General features: G+C 69.4%; 18 protein-coding genes. 8 read left to right on the top strand and 10 right to left on the bottom strand.

Going from position 1 to position 18,440, the window contains the following annotated elements; genetic code table 11:
• Positions 1-94: 94 nt before the first annotated feature.
• Entirely contained in the window at positions 95-547 is a 453-nt protein-coding gene (locus tag AC07AG_RS02760; protein ID WP_478751122.1) for an Lrp/AsnC family transcriptional regulator, read from the top strand.
• A 216-nt stretch (positions 548-763) separates the two neighbouring features.
• Here the strand turns inward: AC07AG_RS02760 and AC07AG_RS02755 are convergent, their stop codons facing one another.
• The 3 genes from AC07AG_RS02755 to AC07AG_RS02745 form a co-directional block, all read right to left on the bottom strand.
• The gene (locus tag AC07AG_RS02755; protein WP_478751120.1) at positions 764-1,615 is read right to left on the bottom strand and encodes a helix-turn-helix domain-containing protein; all 852 of its coding nucleotides are present in this window, start codon (positions 1,613-1,615) and stop codon (positions 764-766) included.
• Positions 1,616-1,699: 84 nt separating this feature from the next.
• The gene (dgoD, locus tag AC07AG_RS02750) at positions 1,700-2,845 is read right to left on the bottom strand and encodes a galactonate dehydratase (protein ID WP_478751118.1); all 1,146 of its coding nucleotides are present in this window, start codon (positions 2,843-2,845) and stop codon (positions 1,700-1,702) included.
• 112 nt (positions 2,846-2,957) lie between these two features.
• Positions 2,958-3,686 carry an SDR family NAD(P)-dependent oxidoreductase gene (locus AC07AG_RS02745; protein ID WP_478751116.1) on the bottom strand — a complete coding sequence of 243 codons (729 nt, stop codon included), beginning with the start codon at positions 3,684-3,686 and terminating at the stop codon, positions 2,958-2,960.
• Between the two features lie 262 nt (positions 3,687-3,948).
• Here AC07AG_RS02745 and AC07AG_RS02740 point away from each other — a divergent pair, with 262 nt between their 5' ends.
• Positions 3,949-4,326 (top strand): hypothetical protein, encoded by a 378-nt coding sequence (locus AC07AG_RS02740; RefSeq protein ID WP_478751115.1) that lies wholly within the window; start codon positions 3,949-3,951, stop codon positions 4,324-4,326.
• 38 nt (positions 4,327-4,364) lie between these two features.
• Complete coding sequence (locus AC07AG_RS02735; protein WP_478751114.1) at positions 4,365-4,832, top strand: SMI1/KNR4 family protein; 468 nt, start codon at positions 4,365-4,367, stop codon at positions 4,830-4,832.
• On the opposite strand, the gene AC07AG_RS02730 is transcribed toward AC07AG_RS02735, so the two are convergent.
• Positions 4,764-5,921, bottom strand: a complete 1,158-nt coding sequence (locus tag AC07AG_RS02730) for a hypothetical protein (RefSeq protein WP_478751112.1) — start codon at positions 5,919-5,921, stop codon at positions 4,764-4,766. The genes AC07AG_RS02735 and AC07AG_RS02730 overlap by 69 nt on opposite strands.
• 12 nt (positions 5,922-5,933) lie before the next feature.
• Entirely contained in the window at positions 5,934-6,398 is a 465-nt protein-coding gene (locus AC07AG_RS02725; protein WP_478751110.1) for an NUDIX domain-containing protein, read from the bottom strand.
• A 174-nt stretch (positions 6,399-6,572) separates the two neighbouring features.
• On the opposite strand from AC07AG_RS02725, the gene AC07AG_RS02720 reads away from it, so the two are divergent.
• A complete protein-coding gene (locus tag AC07AG_RS02720; protein WP_478751108.1) occupies positions 6,573-7,439 on the top strand; it encodes a GNAT family N-acetyltransferase in 867 nt (288 codons plus the stop codon).
• Between the two features lie 120 nt (positions 7,440-7,559).
• Here the strand turns inward: AC07AG_RS02720 and AC07AG_RS02715 are convergent, their stop codons facing one another.
• The 4 genes from AC07AG_RS02715 to AC07AG_RS02700 form a co-directional block, all read right to left on the bottom strand.
• Complete coding sequence (locus AC07AG_RS02715) at positions 7,560-8,018, bottom strand: SRPBCC family protein (RefSeq protein WP_478751106.1); 459 nt, start codon at positions 8,016-8,018, stop codon at positions 7,560-7,562.
• Between the two features lie 76 nt (positions 8,019-8,094).
• Positions 8,095-10,056, bottom strand: a complete 1,962-nt coding sequence (locus AC07AG_RS02710; protein WP_478751105.1) for an RICIN domain-containing protein — start codon at positions 10,054-10,056, stop codon at positions 8,095-8,097.
• A gap of 572 nt (positions 10,057-10,628) precedes the next feature.
• Positions 10,629-11,126, bottom strand: a complete 498-nt coding sequence (locus AC07AG_RS02705) for a cupin domain-containing protein (protein WP_478751103.1) — start codon at positions 11,124-11,126, stop codon at positions 10,629-10,631.
• 138 nt (positions 11,127-11,264) lie between these two features.
• Positions 11,265-11,879 carry a sigma-70 family RNA polymerase sigma factor gene (locus tag AC07AG_RS02700; protein WP_478751101.1) on the bottom strand — a complete coding sequence of 205 codons (615 nt, stop codon included), beginning with the start codon at positions 11,877-11,879 and terminating at the stop codon, positions 11,265-11,267.
• Positions 11,880-11,969: 90 nt separating this feature from the next.
• On the opposite strand from AC07AG_RS02700, the gene AC07AG_RS02695 reads away from it, so the two are divergent.
• Positions 11,970-12,797 carry an alpha/beta fold hydrolase gene (locus AC07AG_RS02695; RefSeq protein WP_478751099.1) on the top strand — a complete coding sequence of 276 codons (828 nt, stop codon included), beginning with the start codon at positions 11,970-11,972 and terminating at the stop codon, positions 12,795-12,797.
• A 288-nt stretch (positions 12,798-13,085) separates the two neighbouring features.
• On the top strand, positions 13,086-14,606 hold the full coding sequence (locus tag AC07AG_RS02690; RefSeq protein WP_478751097.1) for a catalase: 1,521 nt from the start codon (positions 13,086-13,088) through the stop codon (positions 14,604-14,606).
• A 149-nt stretch (positions 14,607-14,755) separates the two neighbouring features.
• Here AC07AG_RS02690 and AC07AG_RS02685 read toward each other — a convergent pair whose 3' ends face one another.
• Complete coding sequence (locus tag AC07AG_RS02685) at positions 14,756-16,801, bottom strand: SpoIIE family protein phosphatase (RefSeq protein WP_478751095.1); 2,046 nt, start codon at positions 16,799-16,801, stop codon at positions 14,756-14,758.
• Positions 16,802-17,072: 271 nt separating this feature from the next.
• Between AC07AG_RS02685 and AC07AG_RS02680 the strand changes: the two genes are divergently transcribed.
• Together AC07AG_RS02680 and AC07AG_RS02675 are read left to right on the top strand one after the other, a co-directional pair.
• Positions 17,073-17,825 carry a hypothetical protein gene (locus AC07AG_RS02680; protein WP_478751093.1) on the top strand — a complete coding sequence of 251 codons (753 nt, stop codon included), beginning with the start codon at positions 17,073-17,075 and terminating at the stop codon, positions 17,823-17,825.
• Positions 17,826-17,966: 141 nt separating this feature from the next.
• Positions 17,967-18,389 (top strand): SRPBCC family protein, encoded by a 423-nt coding sequence (locus AC07AG_RS02675; protein ID WP_478751091.1) that lies wholly within the window; start codon positions 17,967-17,969, stop codon positions 18,387-18,389.
• Positions 18,390-18,440: the final 51 nt, after the last annotated feature.

Below are 18,440 nucleotides of genomic sequence, written 5' to 3'. Positions count from 1 at the left end.
CAAACAGGTTCTGAGTAGGAGATTAGTTCTGATACGCCCAAAGGTGTTTCCAAGTATTGCCAGCTGAGGCGGCCTTCGTGGCAGGATCTTCCCCATGGACGATGTGGACCGGAAGATTCTTGCGGAGCTCCAGGACGACGGCCGTCTGACGGTCACGGAACTGGCCGCCCGCGTGCGGCTCAGCCTCTCCCCCTGCCACCGCCGGCTGCGCGAACTGGAACGCAGCGGGGCCATCCGCGGCTACCGCGCGATCCTGGACGCGCGCGCCGTGGGCCTGAGCTTCGAGGCGCTGGTCTTCGTCACCATGCGCCAGGAGGACCGCGACACCGTCTCCGCCTTCGAGCACGCTCTCACCGAGATCCCCGAGATCCAGCAGGCCGAGCGCCTGTTCGGGGATCCCGACTATCTCGTACGCATCGTCAGCAAGGACCTGCCCGCCTTCCAGCGGCTCTACGACGACAAGCTCGCCACCCTGCCGGGCGTGCAGCGCCTGAGCTCCACGCTCGTCATGAAACACGTGGTGAACGAGCGCGCCCTGCCCCTGTGAAGGCGAGGAGCAGAACAAGCGGGTTCCACCAGGCCGTTGGGGCGGCGTATCCGTGGATCAGCACCAGGGCGGGCATGTTCGGCGGCGATCCGCACGCGACGGCGTGCGCCTCGACACCGCTCCCAGGGTCATGGCTCTGCATGGCCCCACCCTCACCGGCCGCGGCGCGTCACGTCTTGGACGAATGTTCCCCGCCACCGGTTGTCGCGCTCGTCGTCACACGTGGCTGCCGCCTGCCGTGTCCGTGCCCGTACCCATGTCCGCGTCCGTGTCCGGCGGCGGGCCCAGCGCGCCCGGCGTGCAGCCCGCGAAGGCCAGTACGTCGCGATGCAGATGGGACTGGTCGACGTACCCGCACGCCACCGCGACCTCGGCGGCGCCCCGGCCCGCCGACAGGCCTCGTACAGCGCGGTCGAAGCGTACGAGCATCGCGGCGCGCTTGGGTGTCAGGCCGACCTGGGCGGTGAACCTCGACCACAGGCGCTTGCGGCTCCACCCGCAGGACACCGCCAGGTCACCGACCCGCACCTGGCCCCGGCGGGAGACGATGTGCTCCCAGCTGGCGACGACCTCCGGGTCCATCGACCGCGACGACGCGTGGCGCCGCGCCAGGAACTCGTCCATCAGCGCGAAGCGGCCTTCCCGCTCCTTCGCCCCGGTCAACTGCTCGCGGAGCCGGGGCTCATGGCGCCACAGCTCGTCGAGGCCGATCACGAGGCCGTTCAGATCGGAGAGCGAGACACCCAGCAACGAGTAGGCGCTCACCGGCGACATGCGCAGCTCGACGCAGTCCACACGCTCCCCCCGGATGCGGACTTCTCCCGGGGCGAGCCCGGCGGCGAGGCTCCTCAACGCCCTGCTGCCGCTGGTGTTGTCGACGGCCAGGGCGTCGTCGCCCAGTTCGATCACGACCGTCACGAGCGGCTGCGGGATGACCCGCATGTCCAGTCCGGCCGCCGACCGGTCGCGGAATCCGGCCACCTCCACGCCGTCGAACGGCGACGGGCGGCGCGGGCGCGCGACCTCCCACCCGCGCAGGCGGTCGCCCTCGTACTGAACCGGGTCCACGCCTCCCAAGCTACCGGCTCGCCCTCCGCGGCGCGGTCTTCGCACGTGCCGCCCTCTCCTGCCCCGCTCCCCTCACCACTCGGCTCACCACTCGGCGAACGAACCGTCCTCGTGCCGCCACACCGGGTTGTGCCAGTCCGCCTGGCTGTCGTCGGCCGCGCGCACGGCCTTCTCGTCGATGTCGATGCCGAGCCCCGGTCCGGTCGGGCGTAGCAGATGGCCCTGGTGGAAGCGGAACACCTCGGTGTCGGCGAGGTAGGACAGGACGTCCGCGCCGGTGTTGTAGTGGATGCCGATCGACTGTTCCTGGATCAGGAAGTTGGGCACGCTGACCGCGATCTGCAGGCTCGCGGCCAGCGAGACGGGGCCCAAGGGGCAGTGCGGGGCGATGAGGGTGTCGAAGGTCTCGGCGAGCGAGGCGATGCGGCGGACCTCGGAGATGCCGCCCGCGTGGGACAGGTCGGGCTGCAGGACCGCGACACCGGCCTGCAGGACGGGCAGCACGTCCTGACGCGAGAACAGGCGCTCGCCGGTGGCGATCGGCACGGGCGACGAGGCGACCAGGGCGGGCAGCAGGTGGTCGTACTCGGGCAGGATCGGTTCCTCGACGAACATGGGGGCGAGCGGCGCCAGGTGGGGCAGCAGGCGGCGGGCGTTCGCGGCGTGGAAGCGGCCGTGGAAGTCGAGGGCGAAGTCCCGGTCGGGGCCCAGGACTTCGCGGGCCGCGGTGGCACGGTCGACGATCTCGTCGACGTCCGCGACGGTGGCAAGGCGGTTCATCCGGCCGCTCGCGTTCATCTTGACCGCGGTGAAACCCGCCTCGACCTGGGACGCCACCTGATCGGTGATGTGGGCGGGGGTGTCACCACCCACCCAGCTGTAGGCGCGGACCCGCTCGCGGACCGGACCGCCGAGGAGCACGTGCACCGGCACGCCGAGCCGTTTGCCCGCGATGTCCCACAGCGCCTGGTCGAGCCCGGCCACCGCGCTGGAGAGAACGGGGCCGCCCCGGTAGAAGGAACCCTTCGTCATCACCTGCCAGTGGTCCTCGATGCCCGACGGGTCTTTGCCCATGAGGAGTTCGGCCAACTCGCCGACGGCCGCACGGACCGTGGCCGCGCGTCCTTCGACCACCGGCTCGCCCCAGCCGACCACTCCCTCGTCGGTCTCCACGCGGCACAGCAGCCAGCGGGGCGGCACCGAGAACGTCTCGATACGGGTGATCTTCATCAGGTGAACCTCCTTGAGCGGCACGGCAGATGGCCGACGGCGGCGGGCAGCAAACAGCGGGCAGCAGGACGGCGGGCAGCAGGACGGCGGCGGTTCGGCTCAGGCGGACGTCTCAGGCGGACGTCTTGTACACGCTCCAGCCGCCGTCCACCACGAGACTGGCCCCGGTGACGAAGGACGCCTCGTCGCTCAGCAGGAACGCGGCGCTCGCCGCGACCTCGTCCGGGCGTCCGAGGCGGCCCGCGGGCGTCTGCTCGATGCTGCGCGCCCGGTCGTCCTCGCCGATCGTGTCCCAGGCGCGGGTCAGGATGGGCCCCGGCAGCAGGGCGTTGACCCGTACGACGGGTGCGTACTCCACCGCCAGCTGGCGCGCCAGACCGGTCAGGCCCGCCTTCGCCGCCGCGTAGGCGGGACGTCCGGGCAGCCCCATGACAGCGTGCACGGACGAGACCAGGACCACCGCGCCGCGCGTGGCGCGCAGGTCGTCGAGACAGGCCCGTACGCCCAGGAAGGCACCGGTCAGCATGACCGACAACTGCCGGTTCCAGTCCTCCGGTTCGATGACATCGGCCGCGCCGCCGCGCACTGTGTAGGCGTTGCTGAGCAGGCCGGTCACCGGACCGAAGTGGGCGCGGGCGACCGCCACCGCCCGCGCCCACGCCTCTTCGTCGGCCACGTCACACGGCTCGAAGACCGCACGCCCGCCGTCCTTGCGGATGGCGTGCGCGGTGCGCTCGCCCTCCGCGACATCCACGTCGGCGATCACCACCCCGGCCCCTTCGGCCGCGACCCGCCGGGCCGTCGCGGCACCGATTCCCTGGGCTCCCCCGCTGACCACCACACAACGACCGACGAACCGCCGAGACGAACCTGACGCCCCCGGAGAACCGAGCGATCCCGATGCCCCCGGCACCCCTGACGAACCTGACGACTCACCACTCACAGGCAACTCCAGCCCTCGCACCGGCACACACGACAGCAGGCACTCCCCACCCACGCCATTAACCACCACGCGACACCCTGCCGCCAACACCCCCTCCACCCCCGGTCCACCGAGCGAAAGCTGGTGGACACGGCCGTGCCGTGTGGTCGACGATCAGCTGGTGGAACGACGCATCGATCTCGACGAGGCGGCCGCCCAGATCAGCGCACGTAGGCAGCAGTGGACGACCGCCGGCCTCCTGCCCGGGCCGCTCACCTGGCGTGACGCGGCTGCGACTTGGCCGTGGCGGCTGGAGCGGGACCGTGCGCGCGTGGAGGATCCCGACTCCGTCGGCATCAGCATCGCCGGGCCTGAGGATTCTGAGCTCCTCGTGGTTCTGTTCCGGGGCGGCTGGGCTGACGTGGACTTCCTTGCGAGTCTCGACGAGGCCCTCGTGAGCGAGGCGCCGGAGCCCGCTTCACCACAAGAGTTCGGGGAACTCCTCGACGGCTATGTGCTCCGAGCGTTCGGTTCGCCGTCGGCAGTGAACCCCGGGTGAGTCTCAGCATTGCCGGTGGGGCTCTCTAGGCTGCTCGCATGTGGAGAGAGGTTGCAGGCAGGGCGTTTTCCGGGGCCGGGTTCAGTGCGCCGGTCGACTCGGCCGGTGTGGCCGCCGCTGAGCGAAGGCTGGGGTGTTCCCTGCCGTCCGGGCTCGTGAGTCTGTTGCGCGAGACCGACGGCATCGTGGGGCATTGCGGCGTGGATACGGTCTGGCCCCTGGAGCGGATCGTCGAGGAGAATCTTCTCTTCTGGTCCGACAGGTCCTTCGCCGACCTGTACATGCCTTTCGACGCGCTCCTCTTCTTCGGTGACAACGGAGGCGGCGATCAGTTCGCTTTCGTACGGAGGCCTCCGCGAGCCGACATCTTCGTATGGGAACACGAGAACGACAGTCGGCGCTGGGTCGCCCGGGACCTGGAGGACTACCTCGGACGGTCACTCTCGGGGGACGGAGACGACTGGTACGACGACTCGTACAAGGAGCGGGGAGTCGGCGCTACGTAGCCGTGCCAGGGGGGGGCGGTTGACCAGGTTGTCCCAGTCCAGGGTGCTCGAACCCTCCCCGCGGCCGGTGGAGCGGCGGATGCCGTACCAGACGACGACGTGCCCGTGCGGCATGCGGGTGCGGTTGTAGGCAGCACAGACCCTGGTGCCCGCTCGCGGCACCTCCTCCTCATGCACGAAGTAGGGCTGACCGGCGTCCAGGCCCTCGCGCAGAAGCGAGGTCCGCGGCCGGACCGGCACCGGCTGCGTCGTGGCTCCGTCGAGCACCCGGGGCATGGCGCCGCGCTGGAGCTGGATCTCCCGGTTGCTGCCGGGCACGTGTACGGGGATGAACGGGATCCAGTTCTCCGGCACCGTGTTCATCGCCTCGTAGGCGATCGGCGCCGACGGGGGCGGCGGCGTGTGGGCAGGGGCGAGGCGCCTGCGGTGGGCCAGGGTCTCCTCCGCCGCCTCCTCGCCGCGCAGCGGATCCCCGGTGGCGAGCAGCACCGACCGTTCGACGCCCCACACCATGTTGGCGGCCTCGTCGCGGATCAGCACGACCTCTTCCATCGCAGGTCCGTCCGCCACCTGCGGCACACTCGGCGGCAGGAAAAGACCCGTGTCGGCGGCGCCGGAGTCCGCTCCCTGGATGTCCAGGTCGCACGGCAGCACGAACCAGTCGCTGCTGTAGACGAGCGCGAACTCCGTGAAGAGCAGCCGGATCAGGTCGGTGGTGTCGGCAGTGACCGCACCGAAGTCGGTGCGCCCGTCCTCCATCGCCCACAGCCGCGGCAGCGGCATGCCGGAGAATCGGACGGTGCCCGGCACCACCGTGCGGATCGTCTCTCCCGGCGCGCCGGTGGCGCCCAGCGTCAGGCCGGACTTGTCGTAGGAGAAGGCGTGCCAGTCCTGGTGTCCGCCCGCGTATTCCTCCGAGGCGAGCACCGACTCCCCGGCGCCCTCGGGTGCGGCCAGGTCGAATCGGTGCTCCAGGCGGGACGGGTCGTAGGCCGACGCGGCCGCCGGCTGCGTGATCAGGTCGTCGAACCAGCCCGTCAACTTCGGTATCAGCGCGTCGAGTTGCCGCTTCTGGGACTGGCCGGTCACCCCAGTCTCTGCTTACGGCAGGTTCATGCCCGGGGGCTTCCACGCATGCTCCATGGTCCCTGAGTGGTCCTGCGACGGCTGGGACAAGGCGCGGTACCGGTCGAACGCCTCACGAGCATCGGGCACAAACACCTCGTGGCGCACCAGGTCGGCAAGCTCGTGCTCCGTCAACCAGGCGTGCCAAGCGATCTCCGAGGCGGCAGGTCGCACCGGATCCTCCACGGCAACCGTGTGCAGCCCGAGCCAGTAAGGGCTGATCGCGCCCGCGCAGCGGAACTTGAACACGAACTGCGGCTGTCCCTGCACACCCAGTTCTTCCGACAACTCCCTCGCGGCAGCGTCCTCGTACGACTCCCCCACCTCTGTGGCCCCACCCAGCATCCAATTGAACTGCCCCAGGAAGCGCGACACATCATCGGGACGGCGGTGAACAAGGATCCGCCCGGCGGTGTCACGGCACACGATGCCAGGCAGCACATCGATGGATCGCTCCTGCCCTAACGGTGGAGCCCGCCTCCCCTCAGCCCCTGAGGAGAAGGGGTCAGTTGGCAGGACGTGTCGTTCAGCACGCGTTCGAGCGCCGGGCTCCTCCACCGTCGGCCGAGTAAAACCAAGTGCGGCCGGTCGCCGCGGTGGTGTGAGATGCGGGACATGACGATCGTTCTGAACATGCCCGGCGTCGACGGGTTGACCGGGGCCGTGGATGCCCTCCGCGTATGGCAGGACGACCGCACGCCGCTGCAACTCCATCCGGGAGACCTCGGCTGGGCCTGGGCGCTGGGCGCGGAGAGCCTGGCCGCGGCCGTCCGCACCTGGAGCGTGGACGGACGCATCGTTGCCGTGGGATACCTGGACGGCCCTGATGTGCTGCGCCTGACGACCGCGCCGGACCTGCGACAGGACGGTGATCTGGCGCGCCAACTGCTGGCGGACCTCGATGATCCGGAGCGCGGGGTCCTGCCGCCCGGGAAGGTCGGCCTCGAAGTCCCCAACGGCGCCCTGCTCCGCGAGGTCCTCTTGGAGGCGGGCTGGAATCCGGACGAACCGTGGACGCCGCTGCGCCACGACCTCGCCGAGCCGGTGAAGGACTCCGGCCTGCGGATCAAGGTAGCCGGTCCGGAGACGGCGGGGGTACGGACCGCGGTGCACCGATCGGCGTTCAACAGCCCGGCGTTCACCGAGGAGATCTGGCACGTCCTCGCGGCCGGGCCGGTCTACGCCGACGCCCGCTGCCTGATCGGCTACGACGACCAGGACAACGCGGTGGCCGCGGCGACGGTCTGGTCGGCCGGGCCCGGCAAACCCGGCCTGCTGGAGCCGGTGGGCGTACACGCCGACCATCGCGGTCGCGGCTACGGGACGGCGATCAGCGTCGCCGCTGCGGCAGCGCTACGTGAACTGGGCGCATCAAGCGCACTCGTCAGCACCCCCAGCTCGAACGCTGCCGCCGTCGCCGCCTACAGGGCAGCTGGATACGAGCCGTCGTCCGAACGGCTGGACGTCAGCCGAGCCGCCTGAAAAAGATCAGGCGGCGGTATCGGACAGGCCGCGTCGCTGCCCCTGGCTGGGGCCGAACGCCCCTTGAGGACATGGGGCAGGTCGGGGCGTCGTGGCCGGTGGCGCCGGTCGGCGGCTGCCCTAGGCCGATGCCTCGGCGCAGGCCGTCACATGTGCATTGCGCGCCTCGATGAGCTTCCGCATGTACCGGCCGAGGGCAACCGCCTCCACGCCCGCCCCCAACAGGCCGAACGGCGCGGCGAACTCGATCACGTCACGCATCACCGTGCCCCCGCGCCCGTCCGGCGCGAAGTAGTGCGTGTGGTGCCACCGCTTGAACGGCCCGGCCACCTGCTCGTCCACGAATCTTCCGGGCCGCTCGTACGCGCTGATGCGCGAGGTCATCCGCCACCGCATACCGAAGTGCCTGGCCTCCCAGGTCACGGTGTCACCGAGCGCCATACGTCCGGCCCGGATGCCGCCGACGATCCGCTCCCCGGAGCGGGCCATGGACGCGGTGTGCAGATCCACGTCCAACGACAGGTCGAAGACGGTCGCCGGAGACGCGGCGATGTGCGTGACGGTCTCGAAACACCTCATACCGGGATGCTCGCACGAGCACCCGATCGAGGAATCACCGGCTGCGCCCGCCTGGCCTCTGCCGCTCCTCCCTCTCTTACGGGGCCAGGCCGGCACCGTCCCTTTCGCGTCCCGGCCCGGCGGCAGCGGCAGGCATCTCACGCGCCGTCAGGGCCTCGCGCGAGGGCGCGCCGTCCAGATCTTCCGCTCGCACTGCGGGAGAACGGAGGCGATCACCGGGACGGTCCGGCGCGACCGGCTCGGATCCGTCACAGCAGCCGACCTCGGCATACCGCTTGTGCACGTCGCCGTGCTCGGTCGAGTCCGGCGAGGGCCGTCGACCTTCGCCCTTCGCCCCGTCACCCTTCGCTCCGTCGCCCTTCTTCCCGTCGCCCCTCGGCCCGTCGCCCCTCGGCCCCGGCCCCTGCGCTCCGGGCGATGGCGGCCCGCAAGTCGCGCCGGTGCAGGTGTCGCCGTCCGCACGCCGTTCGTCAGGGCCGGACTTCACCGAGGCGCCGCCCTTTCCGTCGATCGACCTGGTGTCCGGTGATGCCGTCGAGGGGTCGAGCATCCATCGCTGGTCGGCAGATCCGTCACGGACCTTGACCACGACATCCGCGCCCTTGCGCGAGGAGGCAGGCGTGACCGCGAGACCTTCGTGCCACCGGGGCAGCAACTCCCCCAGCACGGTCAGGTCGTAGCGCACCTCATCGGCGTGCGCGTCCGACGGCGCCACACATCTGCCGAGGGTGGTCACGCCGTCGTTCGCGTGGGAGTCCAGGCAGAGTTCGGGACGGGCGACGCTGCTCAGCAGTCCGTTCTTCGCGTACGACCACTGCTGATCCGCCTCGTCCGAGCACTCGGCCAGCTTCGTCTCGGCACCGGGCCTGGCCTTGCCGCCCCGGATGTCGAGGCACAGGTCCGCCGCCACGTTGCGGAGTCTGCCCTGGTCCGACCTGTCGGGATACCCCGCGGATGTGGGAGGGGGTGAACCTGCGGGCGGCGCCTCGGGATCCACGCTCGGGTGGGTTTCACGGCTTCCGGCCATGTCGGTCGGGGGCACGGACCCGCCGTCGCCGCCGTCACCCGACGAGAGGATGGCGACGAGCACCGCCGCGAGCAGCGCGGCGGACCCCAGGGCAGCTCCGGTACGCAGCGCCTTGGAGTATGTCCGCGCGGGCCCGAGCGCACCGCCCGGCAGGGAGATGCGCGACGGAGGACGATGGCGTCCGCCGCCGCCCGAGTGCCTGCCGCCGCGCCCGGCGGCTGCTCCGCCACGCGTCGCGGGGCGCCCGCGCCCCGGCCTCGACTCCAGGTAGCGACGGGCACCCCAGCCGAGTACCGCTTCGGCGAGAAGAGTTCCCAACCCGCTCTCTACAAGGCCGAGTTGGTCGGAAACGTCACGACAGTGGCCGCACTCCGTCAGATGGTGTTGAACATCGGGAAGTAAGGCGCCACCGCGGCGAATCGTGACGTCGATGAGTCGGTTGTAGAGGGGGCATTCCTTGGTCGGTGCAAGTTCCCGGTGGGCGCGGACGATGCCCGCCCGGAATTGTTCCCGTGCCTGCTCGAGGGCGTCGACCGCGAGGTCGGCACTCAAGCCCGACAAACCAGCGGGTATGGATATGTGCTCGGCCTCGACCGCGGTGTGCCACAGGAGGCACTGGGCCACTCCCGGAAGGGCCCAGAAGGAACGCGCGGCGAGTTGCCGCTTCGTGGGTGTCATGGAGGTTGCCGCACGCATGCCGCGACCGCCGGTCGGTTTGCGGAGTTCCGGCATGAGAGCGGATATGTGGTCGTCGACGCACCAGCCCCTGACCGTCTCCCTCACGGTCACCAGGAGAAGGGGACGCAGGGCACCGCCCGGCTCGCCGCGCGCCATGTGCCCGAGTACCTGATGGAAGGATGCCGTGGCGACCATCGAGGCCGAACTCGCCCACGTGGCGAGGCAGATGGCCGAGTAGTCGTGCGCCGACTGCCAGTGCCGCGCGAGCAGGAGGGCGACGGGCCGGTCCGACTCTTCCTCTGTCCGGCCTCGCAGTCGGGCGGCGAGGCTCATGTCGGATTCCGCGGGGCTCACACCGGGACGAGGGGGGTAGGACGGGCGTGGGGGGTGGGGCGCTTGCACAGAACCTTTTCCTTCCAAACCGAAGGACGGCACACGGGATATCGCGCCCATCGAAATGCGGGCGGCTGATTGGTTCATACCTGGGACTCACCAAGGCGGGAATTAGATCAACGAACCGCGAGCCTGAACCGCGATACTGAACCACAAGACTGTCCGAATACGGCCAACTGACGACCTTTTGGGTCGACGACCGGCACGAAATCGCGAACAAGAAAAGCGGGCCTGACCATTGCCTCGGCGCGAGGACGCTCACCTTGACACAGGCGACTCACGGGAAACAAGAAGTTCGAGCGACATCCATTCAAGTCGAGAGAGTACGGCCGACGTTACCGGCAGTACTCGCACCCGCTTTCGAAGAATGTCGCGGATCGCCCTCCCACAGGGCCGTCAACCGCAGGCACGGAACGTCCACTTGCACTCGCGTACACGCCAACTCCCTTGCCTGAGAGCCGCCTTCCCCTCCCCCGCCCGCATGCTCCACGTACCTCACGCGCCCTACGCGCCTACGAGGCAGCGAGTGCGTCTCGCCAGACGGGGCTGTTCACGTAGTGGTTGTCGAAGCGCTCCGAGGACTCCGCGATCTTCTTCGGGTCACTCTCGCCGCGCATCACGCTGCCCAGCAGGCGCAGGTAGTCGAAGCGGGCCATGCCGGGCGTGAAGAGGAACAGTACGTCCGCCTCGCAGCCCGGAGCCGCGGCGAAGGCGTGCGGGGTGTGCGGCGGCACGGCGAGGAAGTCGCCGGCGTTCAGGACGGTGATCTCCTCGCCCACCAAGACCTGGAGGGAGCCACTGATCACGAAGAAGAGCTCCGTCGCCTTGGTGTGGAAGTGCGCGGGAGCCCCGACGGCCCCCTGGGCGAACGAGGAGCGGTACGCGGTGAACCCCCCATCCGGTCCGTCCGTGTCGGCCAGCAGCGTCATCACACTGCTCGGGTCGGCGGAGGTCTCAGCTTCCGCGGCGCGGGTGAGGAGGGCGGCGAAGTCGGCGTTCTTGCTGTTCATGGTGGTGTTCCCTTCGATTCGGCAGCGGACCCGCTGTCGTTGTGATCACCACTCTACGAAGCCGAAAGACCTGCCACAGAGTGCAATTTGACGCCGAAATGCAGGGTCAATCCTCCGCGTCACGGCGGCCGTCGCTCATCAGACATCACCCCTCAGCCGATCGCGCTGGATCTCCCGGGCGATGGCGCGACGCACGGAAGCCGAGCCGGTGGTGGCGGTGGCAGTGGCGTTCTCGGGGATGTCGAGGCGGCGGCTGATCTCGTCGTACGCCTGCCGGTGGCTGCTCGGCAGTTGTGCCTGATGCCGCCTCAGGTCCTCTTCGAGGAGGCGTCGCAACTCGTCGACGTTCTGGGGCGTGAAGCGCTTCCTTCCCCGGGCGAGGGCATGGACGTATCGAGTGCAGTGCGCACCGTCGTCCAAGGCCTCCGAGACACCCTCGGTCAGACCCCACAGACGCCCCTCCAGCCAGGGGAGGTCCCGCTGGTCGAGGTGGAGATCCATCGGCGGCAGCATGTGCTCGCCCGCCCTGGACTTCGCCATCTGCTTGGACACGGCGGGCTGACTCATGTCCGCGAGCTCGGCGATCTTGTCCTGCGTCCAGCCGAAGCCTGCGAAGAGCTGGATCATTTCCGCGCGCAGCTTCCGCATCTCCTCGCCCGCACGGATGACCTCGTTCATGCCGGCGAGCATCCGCTCGGCCTGCCCCTCGGTCAGCGCCCCGGCGTTCTGGTGAGTGCCCTCGTCAGCTGCCATGGCTCGGTTATACCGTCCAGCCCCTCCGGCGTCATAACCGGGTTCTATAACGAGGTTGTATAACCTGGTTGTGAGTGCCACGATGGGCGCATGCCCACCTACTCCGCGCCTGACGGAACCCGGCTCGCCTACCACGTACAGGGAGACGGTGCCCCCGTCGTCTGCATCCCCGGCGGCCCCGCGGATTCCCGCTACCTCGGCGATCTCGGCGGCCTGGCCGCGCACCGGCAGCTGATCGTCCTGGACAGCCGCGGCACCGGACGGTCCGCGGTTCCCGAGGATCCCTCCTCCTACCGGTGCGACCGCCTCGTCGAGGACGTCGAGGCCTTGCGCGACCATCTCCGGCTCCCCCGAATGGACCTGCTCGGCCACTCCGGCGGCGCCAACGTCGCGACGCAGTACGCGGCCCGGCACCCACAGCGCCTCGGCAAGCTCGCCCTCATCAGCCCGGGGACCCGGGCCGTCGGGGTGGAGATCACCGGTGAGGTGCGACGCGAGCTCGTTCAACTGCGCGCGAACGAACCGTGGTTCCCGTCGGCGTTCGCCGCCTTGGAGGCGATCACCGAAGGCACCGGCACGGACTGGGAGGCCATCAGCCCCTTCTTCTACGGCCGGTGGGACACCGCCGCACAGCAGCACCATGCGGCCAGCCGGCCGGGCAACGAGGAAGCCGTCGCCGGCTTCGCCGCGGAGGGCGCCTTCGACCCGGAGACCACGCGTAGGCAGCTGGCACGCTGCGCGATGCCCGTCCTGCTGCTCACCGGGGAGTTCGACGTCAACAGTCCCCCTCGGCCGGTGGCCGAGTTCGCGACGCTGTTCCCCGACGCCGCTCTCGTGGTGCAGCCGTCAGCGGGTCACTATCCCTGGCTCGACGACGCAGAACAGTTCGTGACGGCCACCGCGACGTTTCTGGAGTAGTCAGCTCCAGCCCTCGGCGTGAGCAAAACGGAAGGCTCGCCACGTATTGGCGGCGCCAAGTCGGGCACTCGGTCAGGGTCCCGCGAAACTCCGCGTCCGGAAGCACGTGAACAAATGGCCACACCCGCATAAAAGACGCAAGATGGACACGATGCCGATGCACTGCCGAATCCGCCCAGCCACCAGCCACGAGCCGGGAGCAGACCCCTCGCACACGGCCCTTCGCAGCTGCTGACCCGGACCCTCGCGGCGCAGAGAACACCACCCACCGAAAGGCACTCGTCACCCATGAGCGACGTCACAGGTAAGGCGACCACCACGGACGCCGGCGTTCCGGTCGAGAGCGATGAGCACTCGCTCACGGTCGGCGCCGGTGGGCCGATCCTCCTGCAGGACTCCTATCTGATCGAACAGATGGCGCAGTTCAACCGGGAGCGGATTCCTGAGCGGCAGCCGCATGCCAAGGGCAGCGGCGCCTTCGGCCACTTCGAAGTCACCCAGGACGTCAGTGCCTACACGAAGGCAGCCCTCTTCCAGCCGGGCACCCGGACCGACCTGGTGACGCGCTTCTCCACCGTCGCCGGTGAGCGCGGAAGCCCGGACACCTGGCGTGACCCGCGCGGATTCGCGGTGAAGTTCTACACCACCGAGGGCAACTACGACATGGTCGGGAACAACACCCCGGTCTTCTTCGTGAAGGACCCGATGAAGTTCCAGCACTTCATCCGGTCCCAGAAACGCCGGGCGGACAACAACCTCCGCGACCACGACATGCAGTGGGACTTCTGGACCCTCTCCCCCGAGTCCGCCCACCAGGTCACATGGCTGATGGGCGACCGAGGCATCCCGCGCACCTGGCGCCACATGAACGGCTACACCTCGCACACCTACATGTGGATCAACGCGCAGGGTGAGCGGTTCTGGGTCAAGTACCACTTCAAGACCGACCAGGGGGTCGAACACTTCACCCAGCACGAGGCCGACCAGATGGCCGCGGCCGACACGGACTATCACACCCGGGATCTCTTCGAGCACATCCGGGACGGTGAGTACCCCAGCTGGACCCTGCACGTGCAGGTCATGCCGTACGACGACGCGGCGACCTACCGCTTCAACCCGTTCGACCTGACCAAGGTGTGGCCGCATGCCGACTACCCGTTGATCGAGGTCGGCAGGATGACCCTGGACCGCAACCCCACGGACAACCACGCCGAGATCGAGCAGGCGGCCTTCCAGCCGAACAACCTGGTCCCCGGCATCGGTCCGAGCCCCGACCGCATGCTCCTGGCGCGGCTGTTCTCCTACGCCGACGCACACCGCCACCGCATCGGCGGCAACTACCAGCAGCTGCCGGTCAACGCCCCCGTCGCGCCCCTGCGGACGTACTCCAAGGACGGGGCCATGGCCTACCGCAAGACGGAGGACCCGGTCTACGCGCCCAACTCCAAGGGCGGCCCTGCAGCCGACACGAGCCGCTACGCCCCGCCGAGCTGGTACGCGGACGGTGACATCACCCGCGCCGCCTACGTCGACCACGCCGAGGACGACGACTGGGGCCAGCCCGGCACCATGGTGCGCGAGGTCCTCGACGATGCCGCGCGCGAGCGCCTCGTGGACAACGTCGTCGGACACCTGCTCAACGGCGTGAGCGAGCCCGTGCTCGCCAGGGCCTTCGAGTACTGGTCGAACATCGACAAGTCCATCGGTGAGCGCATCGCGCAGGGAGTGCGCGCCAAGGCGGACGAGAAGGACCCCAAGGCCGGCGAACAGGCCAACCCGGCTCGCAGCAGCATGCAGGACAAGGCCTGAACCCTGGCCTACTGGCCTACTGGCCCGCTGGCCTGCTCGCACGACTGAGCCGCAATACGTCTGCCGCTGCCTGAGAGGGCAGCGGCAGACGTATTGCAGCGGGCAGAGGTGTGCAGCGGAGGCGTGGAAGACCATGTGAGCCGGGCCGTTCACGCCTCCGGCGCGGCGAAGTCGCACCAGACGGCCTTGCCCTCGCCACGTGGCTCGATTCCCCAGCGCGACGCGACCGCCTCCACCAGGAGCAGTCCTCGGCCGGAGGTGGCGGTCTCCACCGGGGACCTCTTGCGGGGCCGGGTGCTCGAGCGGTCCTTCACCCACAGGCGGACGTGGCGAGGCGGGCCGGTGAGCACCTCCAGCGTGAGGATGGCGCCCCCGTCGGTGTGGACGAGGGCGTTGACGAGGAGTTCACCGGCGGCCACCTCGACATCGTCGGCGACCGCTCCCAGCCCCCACGAAGCGAGGTGTTCGCGCAGCGCCGCGCGTGCGTCGGCGAGTCCTTCGGGGTCGGCCTGGTGGACGTACCGGTGGATGCGCGGCTCCTGGAGCGTGCCGGGGTCGGGGAGCCTGCGCAGGACCAGGAGCGCCACGTCGTCACTGCTGCCCCATCTCTTCCACAGCACGCGCGAGAGATGGTCCGCCAGGTCCTCGGCCGACTCGGGTCCGGTGGACAACACCTCGGCGAGGTGCTGGATCCCGGTGTCGAGGTCGAGACCGGCGTCCTCCACGAGCCCGTCCGTGCACAGCACCAGGGTCTCGCCCGGCACGAGGTCGAGCCGTACCTCGGGGTAGTCCTCCATGTCGAAGTCGGTGGCAATGCCCAGCGGCAGCCCGCCGCGGACCCGTGGCACGCCCACGCGGCCGTCCACATGGCGCACGAGGGGCGGCAGATGTCCGGCCCGCACGGCGCGCACGATGCCGGTGGTGGGGTCGAACTGGGCATAGGTGCAGGTGGCGAACCGCTCGGTGTCCAGCTCTGCCAGGAAGCGTGAGGCGCGCGAGACCACCGTCGCGGGCGGGTGCCCCTCCCCGGCGAAGGCCCGCAGGGCAATGCGCAGCTGCCCCATGATGGCCGCGGCGTGGGTGTCATGTCCTTGTACGTCGCCCACGACCACGCCGATCCGCCCGCGGGGCAGAGTGATGACGTCGTAGAAGTCTCCTCCGACGTCACGACCGCCCCAGGCGGCGTGATAGCGCACGGCGACCTCGGAGTCCGGGACATCGGGGACCCCGCGCGGCAACATCGTGGCCTGCAGACTCCTGGCGAGGTCCCGTTCCTCGTCGAACAGCATGGCGCGCTGCAGCGACTGGGCGACGATGCCGGAGAGACCGATGCAGAGGTTGCGGTCCGCGTCGCTGAAGTCCTTCCGGCCGCGGTAGAAGAGCGCGAGCCCGCCGATGGCACGGTCCTGGGCGACCAGGGGCAGGAACGCCGCCGAGTCGAGCTCCATCTCCGTGATGTACGGCCCCAGGCGGGAGAAGCGCCGCCCGAGGTCGGGCAGTGAGCCCACGAAACGGGGCTGGCGGGTCATGACGGCCTCGGCCAGCGGCAGCGATTCGTCGACCTTGTGCAGCTTGAGTTCGTCGAGGGCCTGCATCGTCTGGCCCACCAGGGCGATCAGCTTCAGGTTCTCCCCCTCGACCAGGCCGAGGACCAGGCCGTCGGCGGCGAACCGGTCGAGGCCGCTCGCACCCGACAGCACGGCCACCACGTCGTCGACCGTGACGGCCCGGGAGAGGGCTTCCGTGGTGCCCTGCACCATCAGGGCGATGCCTTGACGGCGCTCCTCCCTGGGGTCCGTGGCCGCGAGCTCCTGCCCGTCGTTCGAGGCCGTCCGCACGATGCCGACGGCACGCACGGCATGGCCCTCGTCGTCGCGCAGGATGTGTCCACGGGCGTGGCTGAGGTGCCGCGTGCCGTCACGGTGGCGGACACGGAAGTAGACGCCATAGGCGTCGACGCCCGTGCTGACCGCCTCGGTGACGGCGAAGCTGACGCGTACGGCCTCCTCTGGTGGCACCCGTCTCTGCAGAGAGGTGACCAGGCCGTGGAACTCATCGGGACGCAGGTCGAGTACCGCCAGGGCACTGGCGTCGAGACTGAGCTCACCGCTGTCCAGGTCCCAGTCGAAGCTGCCCATGCCGGTCAGGAGCAGGCACTGCTCCAGGTCGATGTGTGACTTCTTGGCTGACGTCATGGCTGTCTCCGTATGCCCTCGGTCACCATAAGCTCCAGGCGCCCCAGGCGCGCGGCCGTCGCGTCCTCGTGCGGCCGTCGCGTCCTCGCGCGGTCGCCCCGGCCGCACCCTCATCTCCTCTCCCTGCCGACACCCCACGCTCCACCGGCACAGAAAGTGGACATCACCCTTCCGGTGATCTATCGCGGCAGCGGGGTAACCGGGTGTTCCGCGGCCCCGACGGCCGCGGAACGACCGGAGGGCGCAGACGCGCCCCCAGGAGGGAGCAGACATGGCGAGGGGCAGCAGAACTCTGACGGCCGCGGTGACCGGAGCGGCCTTAGTGGCGCTGGCCGGATGCGGTGGCGACAGCTCGGACGACAAGAGCGGGCCGTTCGAGGGCAAGAGCGCCGATCAGATCGCCGCTGACGCGGTCAAGGCCACCCAGCAAGCCGACTCGATGCACATGAAGGGGACCACGCAGCAGTCCGCGGGTTCCTCAATGACCATCGACCTGTCCGTGGACCGGAACAAGAACTGTGACGGCTCCATCGAGACGGAGGGTGCGTCCGCGGATGTGCGGAACACGAAGGGGACGTTCTACCTGCGGGGCGACGAGAAATACTGGAAAACCGCCCTCAAGGGCCAGCCCGGCGGTGACAAGATCGTGCCGAAGATTGCGGACAAGTGGGTGAAGGCACCCGCGGACGACGCCACGGCGAAGAACGTGTGCGACAAGAAGGCGCTGACGGCTGCCATGGACAAGGACAAGTCGGAACGCAAGGGCATGAAGAAGGGCTCGACGACGAACGTCGACGGCGCCGAGGCGATCCGGCTGACGAAGAAGACCTCCGGCGGCGAGACCCTCACGCTGTACGTGGCCACCGAGGGCAAGCCGTACATCCTGCGCACGACGTCGACCGGCGGCAAGGAGCCCAACACCGCCACCTTCAGTGACTACGGCAAGTCCGTGAGCCCTGAGGAGCCCGCGCCCGGCGAGACCGTGGACCTGCAGAAGCTCGCCGCATCCGGCGAGAAGGCCTGACGCCCGCGCGACGACGTGACGTCTCGCATGGGCGGCCCTTTGAGGGGTACCGGAGTCCCATGCTCCACCGGCCCGGAGATCCGTGGCCACTCCCCACCCGGAAGACCCCGTACAGAAAGCCCCGTACAGAAAGAGGTGCGTATGTCCGCGTCCCTGCTCGAGTCCGTCGACATCAAGGCGCCGGTTTCCGTCGCCTGGGCGCTGTGGAGCGACGTGACACGCTGGCCCGCCTTCCTCAGTCACGTACGCCTGGTCGAGCCGATGGACGAGCGCCGCTTCGCCTGGCAGCTGGAGCTGCCCGGTGCGGAGAAGAACTTCGTCGCCGAGCTCACCGAAGTGGTGCCGGAGAACCGGATCGCCTGGCACACCGTCGAGGGGGTGGATCACGCCGGCGTGGTGACCTTCCATCGCCTCAGCGACACCACGAGCCGGGTGACACTTCAGATCGAGTACGACCCCAAGGGCTTCGTGGAACGCCTCGGCGCCCTCACGAACCTCGACTCCACCCTGGCCAACTACGACCTGGGTGAGTTCCAGAAGCTCGCCGAGAAGACGGCGCGATAGCCCCCGGAGTCGGGGACCCCTGACACACGGGGAAACGGCACCGCGCCCGCA

Source organism: Streptomyces sp. NPDC044044, assembly GCF_056434405.1.
The sequence above is the reverse complement of the archived record's forward strand: the minus strand, read 5'-3'. Positions and strand labels throughout refer to the sequence as shown.

What these genes read in the sequence shown, in the direction of transcription:
- AC07AG_RS02760 (WP_478751122.1), top strand. Translation starts at nt 95, where the DNA reads ATGGACGATGTGGACCGGAAGATTCTTGCGGAGCTCCAGGACGACGGC.
- dgoD (WP_478751118.1), bottom strand. Translation starts at nt 2,845, where the DNA reads ATGAAGATCACCCGTATCGAGACGTTCTCGGTGCCGCCCCGCTGGCTG.
- AC07AG_RS02735 (WP_478751114.1), top strand. Translation starts at nt 4,365, where the DNA reads ATGTGGAGAGAGGTTGCAGGCAGGGCGTTTTCCGGGGCCGGGTTCAGT.
- AC07AG_RS02720 (WP_478751108.1), top strand. Translation starts at nt 6,573, where the DNA reads ATGACGATCGTTCTGAACATGCCCGGCGTCGACGGGTTGACCGGGGCC.
- AC07AG_RS02715 (WP_478751106.1), bottom strand. Translation starts at nt 8,018, where the DNA reads ATGAGGTGTTTCGAGACCGTCACGCACATCGCCGCGTCTCCGGCGACC.
- AC07AG_RS02710 (WP_478751105.1), bottom strand. Translation starts at nt 10,056, where the DNA reads ATGAGCCTCGCCGCCCGACTGCGAGGCCGGACAGAGGAAGAGTCGGAC.
- AC07AG_RS02705 (WP_478751103.1), bottom strand. Translation starts at nt 11,126, where the DNA reads ATGAACAGCAAGAACGCCGACTTCGCCGCCCTCCTCACCCGCGCCGCG.
- AC07AG_RS02700 (WP_478751101.1), bottom strand. Translation starts at nt 11,879, where the DNA reads ATGGCAGCTGACGAGGGCACTCACCAGAACGCCGGGGCGCTGACCGAG.
- AC07AG_RS02695 (WP_478751099.1), top strand. Translation starts at nt 11,970, where the DNA reads ATGCCCACCTACTCCGCGCCTGACGGAACCCGGCTCGCCTACCACGTA.
- AC07AG_RS02690 (WP_478751097.1), top strand. Translation starts at nt 13,086, where the DNA reads ATGAGCGACGTCACAGGTAAGGCGACCACCACGGACGCCGGCGTTCCG.
- AC07AG_RS02685 (WP_478751095.1), bottom strand. Translation starts at nt 16,801, where the DNA reads ATGACGTCAGCCAAGAAGTCACACATCGACCTGGAGCAGTGCCTGCTC.
- AC07AG_RS02680 (WP_478751093.1), top strand. Translation starts at nt 17,073, where the DNA reads ATGGCGAGGGGCAGCAGAACTCTGACGGCCGCGGTGACCGGAGCGGCC.
- AC07AG_RS02675 (WP_478751091.1), top strand. Translation starts at nt 17,967, where the DNA reads ATGTCCGCGTCCCTGCTCGAGTCCGTCGACATCAAGGCGCCGGTTTCC.